Origin of the sequence: Solwaraspora sp. WMMB335, assembly GCF_049179075.1 — a bacterium.
GTDB lineage: Bacteria > Actinomycetota > Actinomycetes > Mycobacteriales > Micromonosporaceae > Micromonospora_E.
Map to the genome: position 1 here is coordinate 1,647,723 of NZ_JBMHMF010000001.1, position 17,218 is coordinate 1,664,940.

Annotated in this window: 15 protein-coding genes; 7 read left to right on the top strand and 8 right to left on the bottom strand. The window is 70.5% G+C overall.

Annotated features, from left to right (window positions below; genetic code table 11):
- Nucleotides 1-54 precede the first annotated feature (54 nt).
- Nucleotides 55-1,551 carry a family 43 glycosylhydrolase gene (locus ACN27F_RS06710; RefSeq protein ID WP_421431736.1) on the bottom strand — a complete coding sequence of 499 codons (1,497 nt, stop codon included), beginning with the start codon at nt 1,549-1,551 and terminating at the stop codon, nt 55-57.
- 20 nt (nt 1,552-1,571) lie between these two features.
- On the bottom strand, nt 1,572-3,074 hold the full coding sequence (locus ACN27F_RS06715) for a family 43 glycosylhydrolase (RefSeq protein WP_421431737.1): 1,503 nt from the start codon (nt 3,072-3,074) through the stop codon (nt 1,572-1,574).
- Between the two features lie 433 nt (nt 3,075-3,507).
- Between ACN27F_RS06715 and ACN27F_RS06720 the strand changes: the two genes are divergently transcribed.
- Nucleotides 3,508-4,911: an AbfB domain-containing protein gene (locus ACN27F_RS06720; protein ID WP_421431738.1), complete on the top strand. Its 1,404-nt coding sequence runs from the start codon at nt 3,508-3,510 to the stop codon at nt 4,909-4,911.
- A gap of 136 nt (nt 4,912-5,047) precedes the next feature.
- Here the strand turns inward: ACN27F_RS06720 and ACN27F_RS06725 are convergent, their stop codons facing one another.
- From ACN27F_RS06725 to ACN27F_RS06750, 6 genes are all read right to left on the bottom strand, one after another.
- Nucleotides 5,048-6,652, bottom strand: a complete 1,605-nt coding sequence (locus ACN27F_RS06725) for a PQQ-dependent sugar dehydrogenase (protein WP_421431739.1) — start codon at nt 6,650-6,652, stop codon at nt 5,048-5,050.
- Nucleotides 6,653-6,761: 109 nt separating this feature from the next.
- Nucleotides 6,762-7,367 carry a hypothetical protein gene (locus ACN27F_RS06730; protein WP_421431740.1) on the bottom strand — a complete coding sequence of 202 codons (606 nt, stop codon included), beginning with the start codon at nt 7,365-7,367 and terminating at the stop codon, nt 6,762-6,764.
- Nucleotides 7,360-8,037, bottom strand: a complete 678-nt coding sequence (locus tag ACN27F_RS06735) for a nucleotidyl transferase AbiEii/AbiGii toxin family protein (protein ID WP_421431741.1) — start codon at nt 8,035-8,037, stop codon at nt 7,360-7,362. Before ACN27F_RS06735 ends, ACN27F_RS06730 begins: the two co-directional genes overlap by 8 nt.
- Before the next feature lie 16 nt (nt 8,038-8,053).
- Nucleotides 8,054-9,205 (bottom strand): ABC transporter permease, encoded by a 1,152-nt coding sequence (locus ACN27F_RS06740; protein ID WP_421431742.1) that lies wholly within the window; start codon nt 9,203-9,205, stop codon nt 8,054-8,056.
- 2 nt (nt 9,206-9,207) lie between these two features.
- Complete coding sequence (locus ACN27F_RS06745; protein WP_421431743.1) at nt 9,208-10,380, bottom strand: ABC transporter permease; 1,173 nt, start codon at nt 10,378-10,380, stop codon at nt 9,208-9,210.
- 3 nt (nt 10,381-10,383) lie between these two features.
- Entirely contained in the window at nt 10,384-11,325 is a 942-nt protein-coding gene (locus ACN27F_RS06750) for an ABC transporter ATP-binding protein (protein ID WP_421431744.1), read from the bottom strand.
- A 196-nt stretch (nt 11,326-11,521) separates the two neighbouring features.
- Here ACN27F_RS06750 and ACN27F_RS06755 point away from each other — a divergent pair, with 196 nt between their 5' ends.
- Genes ACN27F_RS06755 through ACN27F_RS06780 form a run of 6 tightly spaced genes read left to right on the top strand, consistent with a single transcriptional unit; the run spans nt 11,522 to nt 17,211 of the window.
- Nucleotides 11,522-12,313 carry a sugar phosphate nucleotidyltransferase gene (locus ACN27F_RS06755; RefSeq protein ID WP_421431745.1) on the top strand — a complete coding sequence of 264 codons (792 nt, stop codon included), beginning with the start codon at nt 11,522-11,524 and terminating at the stop codon, nt 12,311-12,313.
- Nucleotides 12,310-13,482 carry a glycosyltransferase gene (locus ACN27F_RS06760; protein WP_421431746.1) on the top strand — a complete coding sequence of 391 codons (1,173 nt, stop codon included), beginning with the start codon at nt 12,310-12,312 and terminating at the stop codon, nt 13,480-13,482. Before ACN27F_RS06755 ends, ACN27F_RS06760 begins: the two co-directional genes overlap by 4 nt.
- Before the next feature lie 2 nt (nt 13,483-13,484).
- The gene (locus ACN27F_RS06765; RefSeq protein WP_421431747.1) at nt 13,485-15,233 is read left to right on the top strand and encodes a B12-binding domain-containing radical SAM protein; all 1,749 of its coding nucleotides are present in this window, start codon (nt 13,485-13,487) and stop codon (nt 15,231-15,233) included.
- 22 nt (nt 15,234-15,255) lie between these two features.
- Complete coding sequence (locus ACN27F_RS06770) at nt 15,256-15,567, top strand: Os1348 family NHLP clan protein (RefSeq protein WP_421431748.1); 312 nt, start codon at nt 15,256-15,258, stop codon at nt 15,565-15,567.
- A 13-nt stretch (nt 15,568-15,580) separates the two neighbouring features.
- Nucleotides 15,581-16,507 (top strand): radical SAM protein, encoded by a 927-nt coding sequence (locus tag ACN27F_RS06775; protein WP_421431749.1) that lies wholly within the window; start codon nt 15,581-15,583, stop codon nt 16,505-16,507.
- A 2-nt stretch (nt 16,508-16,509) separates the two neighbouring features.
- Complete coding sequence (locus tag ACN27F_RS06780; RefSeq protein WP_421431750.1) at nt 16,510-17,211, top strand: hypothetical protein; 702 nt, start codon at nt 16,510-16,512, stop codon at nt 17,209-17,211.
- Nucleotides 17,212-17,218 lie beyond the last annotated feature (7 nt).

Below are 17,218 nucleotides of genomic sequence, written 5' to 3' on the forward strand. Positions count from 1 at the left end.
TCCGCGCCAGCCGGCCACCGACGGGCGGTCACCGGTCGTCGATGGACGAGCAGGTCACTCGCCGGACGGGGCGGTCAGGGTGACGCCGAGCCGGGCCGGGGCACCGAAGTTCGGCGTACCGTCGGCGTTCCAGGTGAACTTCTGGGCACGGGTGGACCGGTTCATGTCGCACCCGCCGGACGCCGAGTCGTTGCCGTGGTAGACGATCCAGTCCTCGGTGCCGTCGGGCGAGGTGAAGAATCCATTGTGGCCGGGCGCGTAGACGCCGTTGGCGTCGCTGCGCTGGAACACCGGGTTGGGGTGCTTGGTCCACGAGGACGCGCTGAGCGGGTTGCTCCCGGTGAGGGTGAGCATGCCGAGCTTGTAGTCGGGTCCCCAGCAGGCGCTGGCCGAATAGATGATCATCGTCCGACCGTTGTGGTAGAGCGGCTCCGGGCCCTCGGTCACCGGATGGGTCTGCCGCTCCCAGCTCAGCGTGGGCGAGGTGAGCCGGACCCGCGAGCCGCTGATCGTCCAGGGATTGCTCATCGGGGTGATGAACAGGCTCTGCCCGTTGCTGCCCGCGTTGTAGGTGCCGAGCAGGTAGAGGTTGTTGTTCACCCGCAGCACGCTGGCGTCGAGCTGCCAGTCGCTGCCGAGGTCGGCCTTGAAGGTGTACGGTCCCATCGGGTCGGTGCCGGCGCTTTCCAGCACGTGCAGCCGCTGGGTCGGGTTGAAGTCGGTGACGTTCTGCCCGGCCACGTAGTACAGGTACCAGCGCCGCCCGTTGGGCCCGTCGAGCAGATGGAACTCCGGTGCCCACATGTTGCAGCAGCCGTTGGACCGCCCGGCCAGGTTGAACACCACCTGGTCCGGCGCGCTGGACAGGCCGGCGAGGGTCGCCGAGCGGCGCATGGTGATCGTCGAGTTCCAGGTGGTGGTGGCCAGGTAGTAGTACCCGTCGTGGTACTGCAGCCAGGGGTCCGGGCCGTTGCGCTTGATCGGGTTGGTGAACGTGCCGGCCGGCGGGGTGCCGACCGAGTCGACCGGGATCATCTGCCACTGCTGGTTGTAGCCGTCGAGATCCTGGTACTGCGACACCATCGCACCGTCGGCGGTGGACCACTCCCACACGTCGACGGCCTTGCCGCTGTGCCGGTTGATCAGTCGTACGTGGCCGCCGGCCGAGTCGGCCAGCCGGAAGTGCTGCCGGGTGTCGCCCCGGTCGGCGTTCTGGATCAGCTGGATGCCGTCGTTGGCGTTGGGCAGTTCGAGGACCTTGCCGCTGTGCCGCGACTGCACCCGGTAGTAGCCGTTGCCGGCGTCGAGGAAGCGCCACTGCTGCCAGGCGCCGTCGTTGCGGGCGTACTGGTTGATCGCCGCGCCGTCGTCGGTGGCCAGGTTGTACACGTCGAGGGCCTTGCCACTGTGCCGGTTGACCAGCACGTAGTAGATGTTCGGATCGGCCGTCGCAGCGGAGGCCGCCGGTGCGGCGACCGCCGTCACCGCGGCGGCCACCGCCACGGTGACGGCGCCGGCCACGCCGGTCCGCAGGTGCCGGGCGAATCTCATCGCAACTCCTTCACGAAGGTTCAGTACACGAAGGGCCAGCCGGCGGCGTCGTAGCCCAGCCGGTTGATGCCGAGCAGCGAGGCGCCGTTGGCGGCGTAGTAGTGGTAGACGAGGTAGTCGCCGTCGCTGTCGGCGAGCACCGCCTGGTGACCCGGTCCGTTGATGCCGCCGTGCCCGGCCAGGATCTGGGTGCCGCCACCCGAGGTGAGCTGGTTGCCGGCCCGGTCGGTGAACGGACCGGTCACGCTGGTCGAGCGGCCGACCATCACCCGGTACGTGCTGGCCGCACCCTGGCAGCACCGGTCGAAGGAGACGTACAGGTAGTAGTAGGCACCGCGCTTGACCAGCGTCGGTGCCTCGATCGCGCCGCCGCCCCGGCCGGCGAGGCTGTACAACGCCGAGCCGGACCGCTTACCCGTACCCGGGTCCAGGGCGATCATCTTGATGCCGGACCAGAACGATCCGAAGCTCAGCCACCAGCGGCCCTGGTCGTCGACGATCAGGTTCGGGTCGATGGCGTTGAAGTTGTCCGCGCTCTGCGACTCGATGACCAGCCCCTGGTCGGTCCAGCTGCCGGAGGCGCCGGTGGAGCTGGTGGCCAGGAAGATGGCGGACCGGTTCGAGCCGAACGTCGACGCCGAGTAGTACAGGTAGTACCGGTTGTTGTGGAACGACAGGTCGGGGGCCCACAGGTTACGGCTGCCGCCGGTGTACGGGGTCGTCCACGGCGCGCCGCCGGGGAAGACCGACCCGGCGTTACGGAAGCTGACCCGGTCGGTGGAGGTCTTCAGCGCCACGCCGTTGCCGGTGTGTGCCATCAGGTACCCGCCGGTGGGCCGGCGGATCATGCTCGGGTCGTGCACCCCGGTGTCCCCGGTGACCCGCATCGGGTCCGGATACGAACCCGGTGGAACGCCGGGGGTCGGAGTGGGCGTGCCAGGGCTCGGGGTCGGCACCGTCGGGGTGGGCGTCGGTGCGCCGGGAGCGTCGACGCGGACGAGTTGCCACTGCTGGTTGGTGCCGTTCCAGTCGGTCCACTGGCTGATCCGGGCACCGTCGGCGGTCGAACGCTGCCACACGTCGAGGGCCTTGTCGCTGTTGCGGTTGATCAGGCGTACGTGGCCGGCGTCGGAGTCGGCGAGTCGCCACTGCTGGCTGGTCCGGTTGACGTCGGTCCACTGCACGACGTCCGCGCCGTCGGCCGTCGACGAGTCACGCAGGTCGAGGACCTTGCCGCTGTGCCGGGACCGGAGCCGGTAGTAGCCGTTGCCGGCGTCGATGAACTGCCACTGCTGCCAGATGCCGTCGCCGCGCGGCCACTGCACGATCCGCGCGCCGTCGCCGGTGGCCCGCTCGTACACGTCGAGGGCTTTGCCGCTGTGCCGGGCGACGAGCACGTACCAGGCGGTGGTGTCCACGGTGGCGGCGGAGGCGGTGGGCGGCGCGGCGGCGATGGCGCCGCCGGCCAGGAGTACGCCGGCGGCCAGTCCGACGGCGACGAGCGAGGCTCGGTTCCGTCGCACGGGTGTTCGGCGCGGCTGGGAGATGGATGTCGCCGGGTGTACCGGGGGTGCGGGGATGGTGGACATGCCGGATTCCTTCCGTCGGGCCGCCGCGACCTCGACGACAGGCACCGCGAAGTCGCGACGGGCCGCGCGACCGGAGGACGGGCCGGTCGCGCGGAGCTGGCCACCCGCGCCGGCCGGCTACGGGCCGCCAGCGGCCCCGGCAACGGGTGTGGCGTCTTGCCCGGACGTATCGATGATGTTTGCGATAACAACGATAGATGTCAAGAGATCAAGCGGACCGGCCATCGACAGATGGCGACAGCCTTAGCAGGCTCTTATGCAAACTTCCTGCAACACCAGTCGAAAGAATTTCTTGACCAATGTCTATGTTCACGATAACACTGGGCACGTAACCCGTTGGTAACGATCGATACGGAAGGTGTCGGCGATGGTGACGAGAAGGCAACTGCTTGCCACGACCGTGCGGTCCGCGGTGCTGCTCGGCGCAGGCGCGGTGGCGACGTCCGCCGCGGCGCCGCGCGCCGCGGCCGCCGAAGCCTACGCCGGCTACGTCATGGGCTACTTCACCGAGTCGCCGGCCGCGCTCGCGGAGAACTACGGTCTGCATCTGGCGGTCAGCGCCGACGGGTTGCACTGGACCCCGCTCAACCAGAACAACCCGGTCGCCACTCCCACCGCCGGAACGCTGGGCCTGCGGGACCCGTTCATCCTGCGCAAGCAGGACGGCACCTTCGTGATCCTCGCGACCGACCTCAACGGCAAGGACTTCACCCAGCAGAACCAGTACATCCACCTCTGGGACTCGGTCGACCTGCGCAGCTTCACCGGATACCGGCGGGTGCGCATGCACTCGATGCCCACCCACACCTGGGCACCGGAGGCGTTCTGGGACGCCGGCCGCGGCCAGTACGGGATTCTCTACTCGGCCCGCAGCGGCAACCGGGACTCGTTCTTCGTCAACTACACCAGCGACTTCCGCAGCGTCAGCGCGCCGCAGCTGTACTTCGACCCAGGCTTCAACGTGCTGGACGCCACCATGCACAGCCGCAACGGCGTGCACTATCTCTACTACAAGAACATGGACGACGGGCGGTTGTACGGCGCCCGATCGGCCAGCCTGGCGCCGCGCAGCTTCGACAACGGCACCTACACCAGCGGCGTGGTCAGCGGCGGCATCGAGGCACCGATCGTGGTCAAGGCCAACGACCGCGACGAATGGTTCCTCTGGGGCGACTCCTACTCCCCGGTCAACGGCGAGTTGTACGCCTGGCGCAGCGGCGACATCGGCGCCAACAGCTGGTCGGCGCTGAACAAGGCGCAGTACACCCAGCCGCTGAACGCCAAACACCCCACCATCGCCCCGATCACCGCCACCGAGCGGACGAACCTGCTCGCCCGCTGGGGAGCACCGGGCTGGAACCGGATCAAGTCCTACAACTTCCCCGACCACCTGATCCGGCACGCCGGCTACGCCGCCCGCATCGACCCGTACCCGTTCGACCCGTACCCGGACTCGCAGTGGCGGCTCGTTCCCGGGCTGGCCAGCTCCTCCGGGGTGTCGTTCCAGTCGGTCAACTTCCCCGACCGCTACCTGCGGCACGCCAACTACGAACTGGTGCTGGCCGTCGACGACGGCTCGTCGCTGTTCGCCGCCGACGCGACGTTCCACCGTACGCCCGGTCTGGCCGACGCCGCCTGGACCTCGTTCCGGTCGCACAACCTGCCTGAGCGCCACCTGCGGCACGCCAACTACGTCCTGCGACTGGACCCGGTTTCCAGCACCTCACCGGCACTGGACCGGCAGGACGCGACGTTCCACATCGGTTACTGAGCGGACGAGCGCCGGCCGGGCGGGCGGAGCCCACCACGGCCGGCGCGTCCGGACGTTCAGCCAGGCCGGACCGTCTCAGTCAGGCCGGACCGTCCCAGTCAGGCCGTCCCGGCCCGGCTGTCTCAGCCGGGTCGCCTCAGCTGATCTGGCACGCGGTCCCGTTGAGCCGGAAGTCGGTCGGGCTGGGGTTGCTGCCGCTGTAGGTGGCCTGGAAGCCGAAGTTGACCGTACCGTTGGTCGGCAGGTTGCCGTTCCAGGCGGCGTTGCGCGCGGTCACCGCCTGGCCGGACTGGCTGATCTGGCTGTTCCACCCGTTGGTGATCTGCTGGTTGCCGGTGAAGGTCCAGGTCAGTGTCCAGCCGCTGAGCGACGCCCCACGGTTGGTGATCCGCACGTCCGTGGTGAAGCCGTTGCCCCACTGGTTGACCTGGTAGGACACCTGGCACGTGGTGGCCGGCGGCGGGGTCGTCGGCGGTGCGGTGGTGGGCGGCGGGGTCGTGGGCGGTGCGGTGGTGGGCGGCGGGGTCGTGGGCGGCGGCGTGGTCGGCGGTGCGGTGGTGGGCGGCGGGGTGGTCGGCGGTGCCGTGGTCGGCGGCGGCGTCACCGGGTCCAGGGGTGGGAAGCGCAGGATCCGGTCGTCGTTCGACGCCGGCACACCCCGCCCGTCGCGGTTGCTGGTCGTCACCCAGAGCCAACCGTCCGGGCCGTACTCGACGGTGCGCAGCCGCCCGTAGGTGCCGAGCAGTTCGGCGGTCGGGTTGCCGACCCCGCCGGCGCCGTCCAGCGGTACGTTCCACAGCCGGTTGCCCCGCAGCGCCGCCACGAACAGCCGGTTCCCGGCGATCGCCGCCCCGCTCGGCGAGGCCTCGGCCGGGGTCCAGATCAGCAGCGGGTCGCGGAACCGGGGGTCGTTGCCCCGGCCCTCGACGATCGGCCAGCCGTAGTTGCCGCCGGCGACGATCAGGTTGATCTCGTCCCAGGCGTTCTGCCCGAACTCGGTGGCGTACAGCCGGCCCTGGGCGTCCCAGGCCAGGCCCTGCACGTGGCGGTGGCCCAGGCTGTAGACCAGCGAGCCGGGGAACGGGTTGTCCGACGGGACGCCGCCGTCGGGCCGCATCCGCAGGATCTTGCCGTTGCGGCTCTGCTGGTTCTGGGCGTTGGCGGTCTGCCCGGCGTCGCCGACCCCGGCGTAGAGCATGCCGTCGGGGCCGAAGGCGATCCGGCCGCCGTTGTGGATGGTCGCGCGAGCCAGTCCGGTCAGGATGGGCTCCTGGTTCTGTGGCGAGGTGAGCCGGAACCGGGCGATCCGGTTGTCGTTGGCCGTGGTGAAGTAGACGAAGACGTAGCCGTCCTGGGCGTACGTCGGGGAGACGGCCAGACCGAGCAGGCCGCCTTCGCTGACCGGTGTCGCCCCGGAGATCTGGGCGACCGGTTCGGGCTGCTGCCCGGGGCGGACCCGCACCACCTGTCCGGTGCTGCGTTGCGCGACCAGGGCGCTGCCGTCGGGCAGGAAGTCCATCCCCCAGGGGACCTGCAGGCCGGTCGCGGCGGTCTGCGGTCGGGAGAAGTCGAAATCTCCCAGGGCCAGGGCGTCGATCGGTGCCGCGTCGACGGGCGCCGCGTCGGCCGTGCCGGCCGGGGTGCCGCCCGGCGGGGCCGCGTTGGCCAGGGCGGCCGCGCCGACGGCGGTGACGAGCAGAGTTGCGGTGAGCGCTGTGCCGAGGACGGATCGGATCTTCATGAGCGCACCTCTCACATAGAACGACATTCGTCAATGTAACAGGAGCGCGGACAGCTGTCCGGCGAGCGCGGCGTCGAAGCCGGGCACCCGGAGCAATCGATGTACGACGTTACCGGTCCTCGCCCGTCAACAGCCGTTGGAGCCGGTCCGCCGCCTGCTGGCTGGCCTGCCGTTGCAGCCGTTGCAGCGGGTCCCCCAGATGGAAGCCACGGTGCTGCAGCATCGGGCGGAACTCCCGCAGGACGAGATCACGGTCGAGGGTGTCACCCCGTCGGCTGATGATGCCCGCGACGTCGCGCCAGTCGCTCTCCCGCCCGCACAGCGCCTTGTGCACGATCAGGTCCTCGGCGCTGAACGTCCGCACCGCGACGCTTCCGACCTGCCACGCGGTCGCCCGTTGCATGATCCGGTGCAGCCGTCGCGACGTACCGAGCGCCACGTCCACCGCTGTCCCGTTCGGCGCCCAGAACTGGACCACCCGGCTGTCCACCGCGAACTGGCGCGAATCCGCGAAGCGCGGCTCGAACCGGTCGAACAGCAGTTCCGACGCGGCGGCCCAGTCTCCGTAGCCCGTCTCGACGAGCAGGTCGACGTCCTTGGTCGGCCGTGGCCGCCCCCACCGCAGCACCGCCAACCCACCGACCACGCAGCAGCCCCACCCGTTGTCGTGGCACACCTGCTGCGCCGCCGTCGCCGCCGCGAGCAGCTCATCCATGGTCCACCACCAGCCGGTCCGTGGTCGTCAGCGCCTGTCGGAGGCGGGCCACCGCGGCACCGTCGCCGTGGTCGTTGAGCTGTGCGAGCGGATCCCCGAGGTGATGGCCCTGCGTGCGCACCGGACCGAACTCCCGCAGGATCAACTCCCGATCGAGTCGGGCACCCTGCCGTTCGACGATCCCCGCCACGTCGTGCCAGTCACGTTCCCGGTCGGAGATCGCCTTATTCACGATCAGATCCTCGGCGCTGCAGGTCAGCAGCCGCGGCCCGGTGCTCTCCCACCACGACGCACGGTCCATCGTCCGACGCAGCCGCCGCGACGTGCCGAGCGCGACGTCGACCGCCACCCGCTCGCCCGCCCAGAGCTGCGCGATCCGGTGGTCCACAGCGAACCGATGGGCATCGGCCGAACGCGGTTCGAAGCACCCGAACAGTGCCTGCGCCATCTCGCCCGCAACACCGTGGCCCGCCTCGACGAGCAGGTCGACGTCCTCGGTCGGCCGTGGCCGCCCCCACCGCAGCACCGCCAACCCACCGACCAGACAGGACCGCCAACCGCGCTCGCCACAGAGTCGCTGAACCGCCGCCGCCGCCGACAACTGCCGACCCATCGGCACGTCCGGACGGTCGCCACCGCTGTCCTGATGCACCGTACGCTCCGATCTCACCGGATGACGCTCGATCTCACCGGACGATGCTCCGACGCAACTGGCGGGCGCCGAGGGCGAACAGCACCGCCGCGAACCCGGCGAGCGCTCCGAGCTGCGGGGCGATGTCACCGATGCCGCCGCCGTGGCGGACCAGCTCCGTGAAACCCTGGTACGCCCAGGCGTGCGGGGTGAGCCGGGCGAGGTGTTGCGACGTGTCGCTCAACAGTTCCAACGGCACCATGGCACCGCCGACGGCACCGAGTCCCAGGCCGAGACCGAGACCGATGCCCAACGCCTGGTTCTCGTGCCGCAGCCCGGCGCCGAGCAGCATCGCCAGCCCGCTGGCGGTGAGGCAGAACAGCACCAGCAGGGCGGCCGCGCCGAGCGGGGATCCCCAGTCGACGCCGAAGAACAGCGCCGAACCGGCCATCACGATCAGCCCCTGCACCAGGGCGATGCCGAACCGGCCGAGTGCCTCGCCGGCCACGATCGTGCCGATCCCGGTCGCCGTGGCGTACATCCGGCGGGTGATCCCCCGCCGCCGGTTCTCGATCATCCTGATCGCGGCGGTCAGCGAGGTGAGGAAGACGTACAGCAGCAGCATCGACGGGGCCAGCAACGCGAACGGGTTGATCCCGTCCGGGATCGGGGCCTCGCCGACGGTCGTCGCGTCCACCGCGATCCCGGCCACCGGGACCGTCGCGGCGCGGGCGAGGTTGTCGGGGAACGTCCCGGCGCCCTCGGCCGTGGCGGCCTGCGCCGCCCGGACCAGCGCGGCCTGTTCGCCGATCACCGCCTGGACCCAGACCCGCAGGTCGGCGGCGAGCGGGCTCTTCGGTCGGGCCAGGTAGGTCACGCCGACCTGGCCGCCGTCCCCGACCACGGAGTCCAGTCCGGCCGGGATCACCAGACCCGCGTGGACGATCCCCCGCTCGACGTCGGCGCGTAGCGCGTCGACGTCCGCCGGCCGGACCACCTCGAACCGGTCGTCGGTGGCGAGCGCGTCAACCAGCTGGCGCGCCACCGGGCCGTCCTGGCCGCCGACCACCGCCAGCCGCGGCGCCTGCCCCCCGCCGAACTGGACGCCCAGCACGAAGACGAACAGCAGCGGAGCGACGACCAGCCAGAAGACACTGAGCCGTTGCCGCAGCAGCAGGCGCAGCTGCACCCCGGCTATCGCCAACACCTTCATACCGTCATCAGCTTTCCGATCCGGAGCAGGGCCACGGCGGTCGTCGTCACGGCGAGGCCCGTCAGCACCGCGACCGGCAGCAGCACCGCCTGCACGTCACCACCGGCCAGGTCGGACAGACCCTGCAGGAACCAGCGGTGCGGGGTGAGATAGCTCAGCACCCACAGGCCGCCGAGCTGGGACAGCGGCGCGAACGTGCCGCCGAACATGCCCAGCAGCACGGCCAGCCCGGACATCCAGGTGGTGGCCTGTTCACTGCTGCGGGCCACGGTGGCGACCAGCGCCATCAACCCGGTCGCGGCGAGCACCAACGCCACCACCAGCGCCGCCACCCCGGCCGGTGGCCCCCAGTCGGCACCGAGCAGCAGGGTCGAGGCGACCACCAGCACCGTCATCGCCGCCACACCGGTGCCGACGCCGCCGAGGAGCTTGCCGACGAGGATCGCCGGCCGGGGCACCGGCGAGGCCAGCAACCGGGCGAGCGTGCCGGTGCCACGCTCGGCCAGGATGCTGTTGACGCTGAGCATCGCCACGAAGAACAGGAAGAACACCGCCATGCCGGCCGGGTAGAAGGTCCGGCTGGCCAGCACCCGGTCGGTCTCGGTCACATCGGCGGCCAGGGTCAGCGGCGCGGGCAACTGCCGTACCCGCGCAGCCAGGGCGTCCGGATCGTCGACCGGGACACCGCCGGCGTCGGTCAGGGCGACCGCGAGCTGGACGCCCCCGACGTCGGTGGCGTACGACCGGGCGATCTGATCCGCCACGTAGGCCGCGAGCGGCGCGTCGGCACCGCCCACCACCCGTAGGGTGGCGGTGCGGCCGGCGTCGACGGCGGCGGAGAAGCCGGCCGGCAGGACGAAGACGGCGTCGGCGGCACCCGTGTCGACCAGCCGGGTCGCCTCGGCGACCGACGCGGCCCGGTCGACGGCGAAGGTGGACTCCTCGGCGACCGCGCCGAGCACGTCGTCCACGAACGCGTCGGCGGCCGGCCCGTGGTCCTCGTCGACCACCAGGTACCGGGCCTGGAAGCCGCCGCCGGGATCGTCCAGAACGGTGCTGAACAGGGCGGCGATGCCCAGCGGCAGCACGATCGCGAACAGCAGCAGGGTGCTGTTGCGCAGCTGCTGGCGCAGATCCTTACCGGCGATGACGAAAACGCTGCGCACCATCGCTCAGTCCCGCAGTGCCCGGCCGGTGAGGTGCAGGAAAACGGCCTCCAGATCAGGTTCGCGGACCTGCACCGAACGCACCGTCAGCCCGGTGCGGGCCGCGGTGGCGAGGACCGTCGGCAGCGCCGCCGCCGCCTCGGCGACCAGCAGCACCACCGTGGAGTCGGCACGGTCGACCCGGGTCACCTCGGGCAGCTCGGACAGTGCCCGGGCGGCGGCCGCGAGGTCGCCGTCGGCGAGCAGCCGCACCTCGTCGTCGCGGCCCAGCAGGCTGATCAGGTCCCGGCGGGTGCCCTCGGCCTTGATCGTTCCGGCGTCGAGGATGCCGACCCGGTCGCACAACCGCTCGGCCTCCTCCATGTAGTGCGTGGTGTAGAGCACGGCGATGCCGGTGCCGGCGAGCTCGTGGACACTGTCCAGGATGGCGTTACGGCTCTGCGGGTCGACCCCGGCCGTCGGTTCGTCCAGCACCAGCAGCCGGGGATCGTGCAGCAGCCCGACCCCGATGTGCAGCCGCCGGGCCATGCCGCCGGAGAAGGTCCGGACCCGGTCACCGGCCCGCTGCGACAACCCGACCACGTCGAGCACCTCGTCGGCGCGCCGGCGCAGCCGTCGGCCGGACAGGCCGGCCAGGCGGCCGAAGAAGCGCAGGTTCTCGGCGGCGGTGAGATCGGGGTACAAGGCGAGTTCCTGCGGTACGTAACCGATCAGCCGTTTGACCGAGGTGCGGTGCACATCGTGCGGTCGGCCGTCGATGGTGACCGTGCCCGCGTCTCGGGAGAGGATGCCGACCACCATCGAGATGGTCGTCGTCTTGCCGGCACCGTTCGGCCCGAGCAGGCCGTAGGTCTCCCCCTCGGTGATGTCGAAGCCGACCCCGTCGACCGCGACCCGCGCGCCGTACTTCTTGTGCAGCCCCTCGCAGCGCAGCACGACCTCTGCCATCCGGCTCATCCCTCCGCTGTGGTCGCCACTCGGGTGAGACGAAGCGTAGACGCGGCCATGGACCGTGTCAGCGGCCCGCCGACGCACCACAGCACGACCGCAACAAAACCGCAGCAGTCAATCAATAGCTTGCCGTGGTGGGTGACCCGCGTACGGACCGGTCCCGGTCCGTACGCCCAAGTGGCCGGGGGGACCAGTGACCGCAAGACGCTTCGGAGTCGTACCCGCCGCCGGTTCGGGTACCCGGTTGCTGCCGTACCGGGCGGCGAAGGAACTCATCCAGGTCGGCTACCGGACGGTGGACGGCCGGCCGCTGCCCAAGGCCGCCATCGAGCACGTGCTGCTCGCGATGCGCACCGGCGGGGTCGACAACGTCCTGCTCGTCCTGTCCCCGGACAAGGGCGACGTGTTCCGCTATCTCGGCGCCGGGCAGCAGCTCGGGCTCGACCTGGCGTACCTGTGCCAGGAGCGACCGCTGGGCCTGCCCGACGCGCTGAACCTGGCCACGCCGTACCTCGGCGACGAGACGGTGTGCATGGGGCTGCCGGACACGATGTGCACCCCGGCCGACTGCTTCGCCCAGCTGTTCGACTTCCACGAGGCGCAGCGGGCGGACCTCAGCCTCGGGGTGTTCCCGACCGGGCAACCGCAGGCCCTGGCCCCGGTCGTCGTCGAGCCCCGGTCGCATCGGGTGCTGGCCGTGGTGGACAAACCCGAGCATCCGCCGGTGTCGAACACCTGGGGCATCGCGGTGTGGTCGCCGGCGTTCACCCGGTTGCTGCAGGAGTTCGTCGCGAACACCGCCGAGCCGCGCGGCGAGTCGCTGCTCAGCGACGTGTTCGCCACCGCGGTCACGGCCGGACTGCGGGTCCGGGCACTCACCTTCGACGCCGGGGAGTACCACGACATCGGTACGCCGGACGGGGTCGTGCGGGCACGTCAGTGGCTGGAGTCCGAGGCCGGGGTGCTCACCGGACCACGCGTATGACCCGCGTCCTGCTGGTGCCGTTCCACCCACCGGGCCACGCCGAACCGATGGCGGCGCTCGGTGCGCAGCTGCGGGCCCAGGGCCACCCGGTCACCGTCTTCGCCGAGCAGGCGGGCGGGCGTTGGCGGCGCGACGCCGCCGTACCCGCGTCGATGCTGGCCACTGCCGACAGCGGTGCCCTGTTCCGGCACCTGTTCCTCGGCGACGTCGCGGACATGGCCCGGGACATCGCGCGGCTGGCCGCCGACTGCGCGGCCGAGCTCATCGTCGCCGACGTGATGATGGCCGGTGCCGCGCTGGCCGCCCAGCTCACCGGCCTGCCCTGGGTGTCGCTGTGCTGCAGTCCGCTGCCGGTGCTGGACGCCTACCGCAGCTTCATCCCGGAACACGCGATCGGCGCGTTCGATCCGCGTCCGGTCGCCGAGTCGCTGGGGCTGACCGGCGACGACGGGCGCAACCTGCTCGGGCGTACCGGTGATCTGCTGCACCTGATCCCCACCACGGCGCGCTTCGCCGGCTGTCCGCCGCTGCCCGAATCCGTCGCCCTGGTCGGCCCGCTCGTGCCGGCGCCGGCGGGCGGGCCGCCGGTGCCCGGCGGGTCGGCGCGACCGCTGGTGGCCGTGACCACCAGCACCGCCACCCCGGCCAGCCTCGGCGGGTCGGCGTTCGCCCAGGACCGGTACGTCGCCGCCGCGGTGGCCGCGCTCGGCACGCTCGACGTCGACGCCGTGGTGACCAGCGACGCCGTGGTGACCAGCGACGCCGTGACCGGCCGGGGCGACGGAGCGACGCCGGCCAACGTCAGGTTCGTCGGACGGACGCCGCACGACCCGCTGTTCGACCGGGCCGACGCCGTCGTCACCCACGCCGGCTGGGGAACCGTCTCCCGGGCGCTGGTGCGCGGACTGCCGATGGTGCTGGTGCCGATCGCCAACGACCAGCCGTACATCGCGCAACGCTGTGCACACCTCGGCCTCGGCGTCGCGCTCGACGCCGAGGACGTGACCCCGGCGCGGCTACGCGCGGCGGTCCGCGCCGTGTTGTCCGAGCCGGGCTACCGCGACGCGGCCGCCGAGTTCGCCGCCGAGCTGGCCGCCGCACCACCGCTGCCGACCGCCGCGTCGCTGATCACGTCCAGGACGACTCCGCTGCCCGCTCGGAAGGGTTGACCATGAAGGCTGCCAACCGGCCCCGTCCAGCCCAGGTGCTGTTCATCGTCGCGCCCGGGGAGCAACCGATGTTCACCCGGATGAACCTGCCGCCGTTCGGCACCGGGGTGGTCACCGCCAGCCTGCGCGACGCCGGGTTCGACGTGGACCTGCACGACCTCAACTCCGACCTGGCCCGGATGTGGCACGGCGGCGAGTTCACCAAGGCCGAGCTCCAGCCGTTCTACGACGAACGGGCGGTCGTCGACTACGTCGGCGGCGGGCGCAACGACTTCCTCGACACCTTCGCCGGCCGGCTGCTGGCCGGCAAGGACGTGGCCGCCGCCGACGTGGTCGGCATCTCGGCCGGTGGCGACTTCTCGTTCCTGGAGATGAACTCCGCGGCGGTGCTGGGCGCGCACGTCAAGCGCCACTACGGCAAGCCGGTGGTGCTCGGCGGCAACAACCTGGACTACCTGATGCAGTTCAAGGACGCCTTCCACCGCTGGTGGGCGGCCTGCGTGCAGCACCTCGACGCCGCGATCACCGGCCCCGGCGAGGACGTCTTCGTCGACCTCGTCCGGGCGCTGGCCGGCCGGCGGCAGCTGCTGCCGATGCCCCGTCCCGGGCTGGCCCGGGTGCAGGGCGATCAGGTGCTGCGCGCGCCGGACGCCGTGCACCGGGTGCTGCCGCCGGACTTCGACGGGCTCGCCCTGGCCGACTACCACAACTACGTTCTCGACCGGCCGCAGGCGAGCCCGCGCAAGCAGGCGACCGACGAGCAGCTGAACCGGATGCAGCTCTACCGCTTCCCGTCGTACCTGAGCTGGTTGGCCAACGACGCGAACGCGGCCAACCTCGGCAAGGGCGTGGCCGGCAAGCTGGTGATCCCGTACGTGTTCAACTACAACTGCCCGTACTCGTGCGCCTTCTGCACCGAGAGCCTGGAGCGCACCAAGCTCGTCCACGCCACAGTGGACGACATCATCGGGCACATGGTCGGCCTGTCCGAGAAGTATCAGACACCGTACTTCTACCTGTTCAACAACTACTTCAACCTGGTCAACGGGTTCGTCGAGGAGTTCTCCAGCCGGGTGGTGCTCAACGGGGTGGAGCTCAACTGGTCGGACTGCGGACGCTTCAACAGTCTCACCTACGAGCGGCTGGCGATGCTCGCCGACGCCGGCTGCCGCAAACTGACCTTCGGGCTGGAAACCGCGAGCACCAAGATGCTGAAGATCATCGACAAGCGGGTCAAGCTGGCCGAGGCCGAGCAGGTGCTGCGGTGGTGCAAGGAGGTCGGCATCTGGGCCGACCTGGAAATCATCACCGGGATGCCGCACGAGGACGAGGGCAACTTCGCGGAGACCACCGACTTCCTGCAGCGCAACGCGGAATACATCAACTACTTCAACGTCAACCGGTACTTCGTGGCGCCCAAGTCGCTGATGGGGGCCCGCCCGGAGGCGTACGGGATGCGGCTGCGCAAGTTCCCCGACGCGGCCCAACGGCTGATGAGTGCCAACTACCGGTGGCTGGTCGAGGACCGCGACTGGTCGTACAAGCCGCAGAACTTCCGGGTCTACGAATTCGACGAGATCGACGGGCGCAGCGCCGAGCAGCTGACCGAGGACATCGGACCGAAAATCGCGAAGCTGAACGCCATTCAGAGCAACGACTTCATGGACGCCTGGTACGTCCTGAGCATTCGACAGAACCGTCCGGGCCGGCTCCCGACCCGGTTCACCAACGAAACCATGGCGCTGGCCTAGTGCCAGGCGCGGAAGGAGCACCGTGACCACGGCCGAGAGCGTCCCGAGCGAGGCGGATACCAACCAGATCAAGGACGTGCTGGAGCGGGCGATCGCCGACCCCGAGTTCGGTCGGCAACTGCTGGACGATCCGGACACCGCGCTCGCCGACTACGTCCTCAGCGAGGTGCAGTTGCTGTTGCTGCGCAGCCTGGACGAGGAGGACCTGGTGAAGCTGACGCCGGAGAACCTGGAGGAGTTCTTCGCGGTCGACTCCGCCGTCTACACGCCGGAGGACGTCCGGATGGTGCAGCAGGGCTACGAGGTGTACGACGCGGACGAACTCGACGAGTAGCGGAGGCCGCACCGTGAAGGCGCTCAGCATCCACCTGACCGACGTGTGCAACAGCAAGTGCACGTTCTGCATCGTCGACTCGCCGTACATGAAGCAGGACACCATCATGCGGCGGCGGGTCTCCCGGTTCCTGCGGGAGAACGCCGGGCAAGGGTACGAGGCGGTGAACCTGCACGGCGGCGAGGCGACGATCCGCCGGGACTTCCTGGAGATCCTCGACGAAATCCGCGAGCTCGGCTACCCGACGGTGTTCCTGCAGACCAACGGCCGCAAGTTCGCCCGCATGGAGTACGCGCGGACCGTGGTGGACAAGGGCGTCAGCCTGTTCGTCGTGTCGATGCACGGCGCCACCGCCGTCACCCAGGACCGGATCAGTCTCTCGCTCGGCTCGTTCGACCAGGCGGTCCAGGGCATCCGCAACATGAAGGAACTGGGCGCCACGGTGCGGACCAACTCGGTGGTCTGCAAGGACAACTTCCGGGAGCTGCCACAGATCGTCGACCTGTGCCTGGACCTCGGCGCCGACATGATCAACATCTCGGCGCTGCACACCTCGGGCACCGCGTTGCGCAACTTCTGGGACGTCACCCCCCGCTACGACGAGATCCGGCCGTACGTGCTGGCCGCCTGCGAGCGGGCGGTCCGCCGCGACGCCCGGCTGCTCATGGAGGGCTTCCCCTACTGCACCGTGCCCGGCTACGAACGCTTCCTGGTCGACTGGGAACACAACCGATTCAAGGTCCTGTACCGCAGTTTCGTGATGGAGGACTACGAGGACCACATGGACGACTTCGAACGGGTCAAGGACGCCCGGTGCGGCGGCTGTGCGTTCAACAGCGTCTGCGGCGGGGTCTACAAGGAGTACGCCGACCGGATCGGCTGGGACGAGTTCCACCCGGTGACCGACACACCGACCGACTACCTCGCCCAGGTGCAGTGATCATGATCCAGATCACCGCGGCCGACGAGGAACTCTTCGCCACCGTGCTGGCGGCGACCCGGCTCGGGCGGGCCGACGCCATCGTCGAGCGGCTGAGCGAGCAGTACGAGAAGGACTGGCAGAACCCGCTCGCCGGTTTCCCGTACGCCCTGTCGATGGTGGCCAAGATGCAGGTCACCTGGGCGAACGAGGCGGTCGACGAGGGGCAGGCGCTGGCCAGCTACAGCGAGATCATCGAGTCGCTCGGCGACCTGCTCTACGGTGAGCCGGACCACTGGCTCGGCCGCTACCTGCGGGTGCGGATCCGCACCATGATGATGCCGCCGGACCATCTCGACCACCCCCGGTTCGTCACCGACGAACGGGCCAGGGCCGCCGACGACGCCCGGGAACTCATCGAGCGGCAGGCCGGCGACGACTGGCGGCCGTGGTTCGCCTGCCCGTACCTGCTCGCCGCCCGGCTCGCCTGGGAGTCCGACGGGCGGGACCCGGCCGAGGTGGCCCGGCTGGTCGCCACGGCGGCGGCCCGGCCCGCGTCGGCGGTGCCGTTCCGGGCACTCGGCGGCATCCTGAGTGAGGGCTTCGTCTGGTACGACAGCCAGCCCGACCTGCCCGAGCGCGGCACCGCCCGCCGGCTGGCACGGGCGCTCTTTGCGGGACAGCGCGCGGTGCGGGCCGCCGCGGCGCCGGCGGCTGCGAGCTGACCCGCGG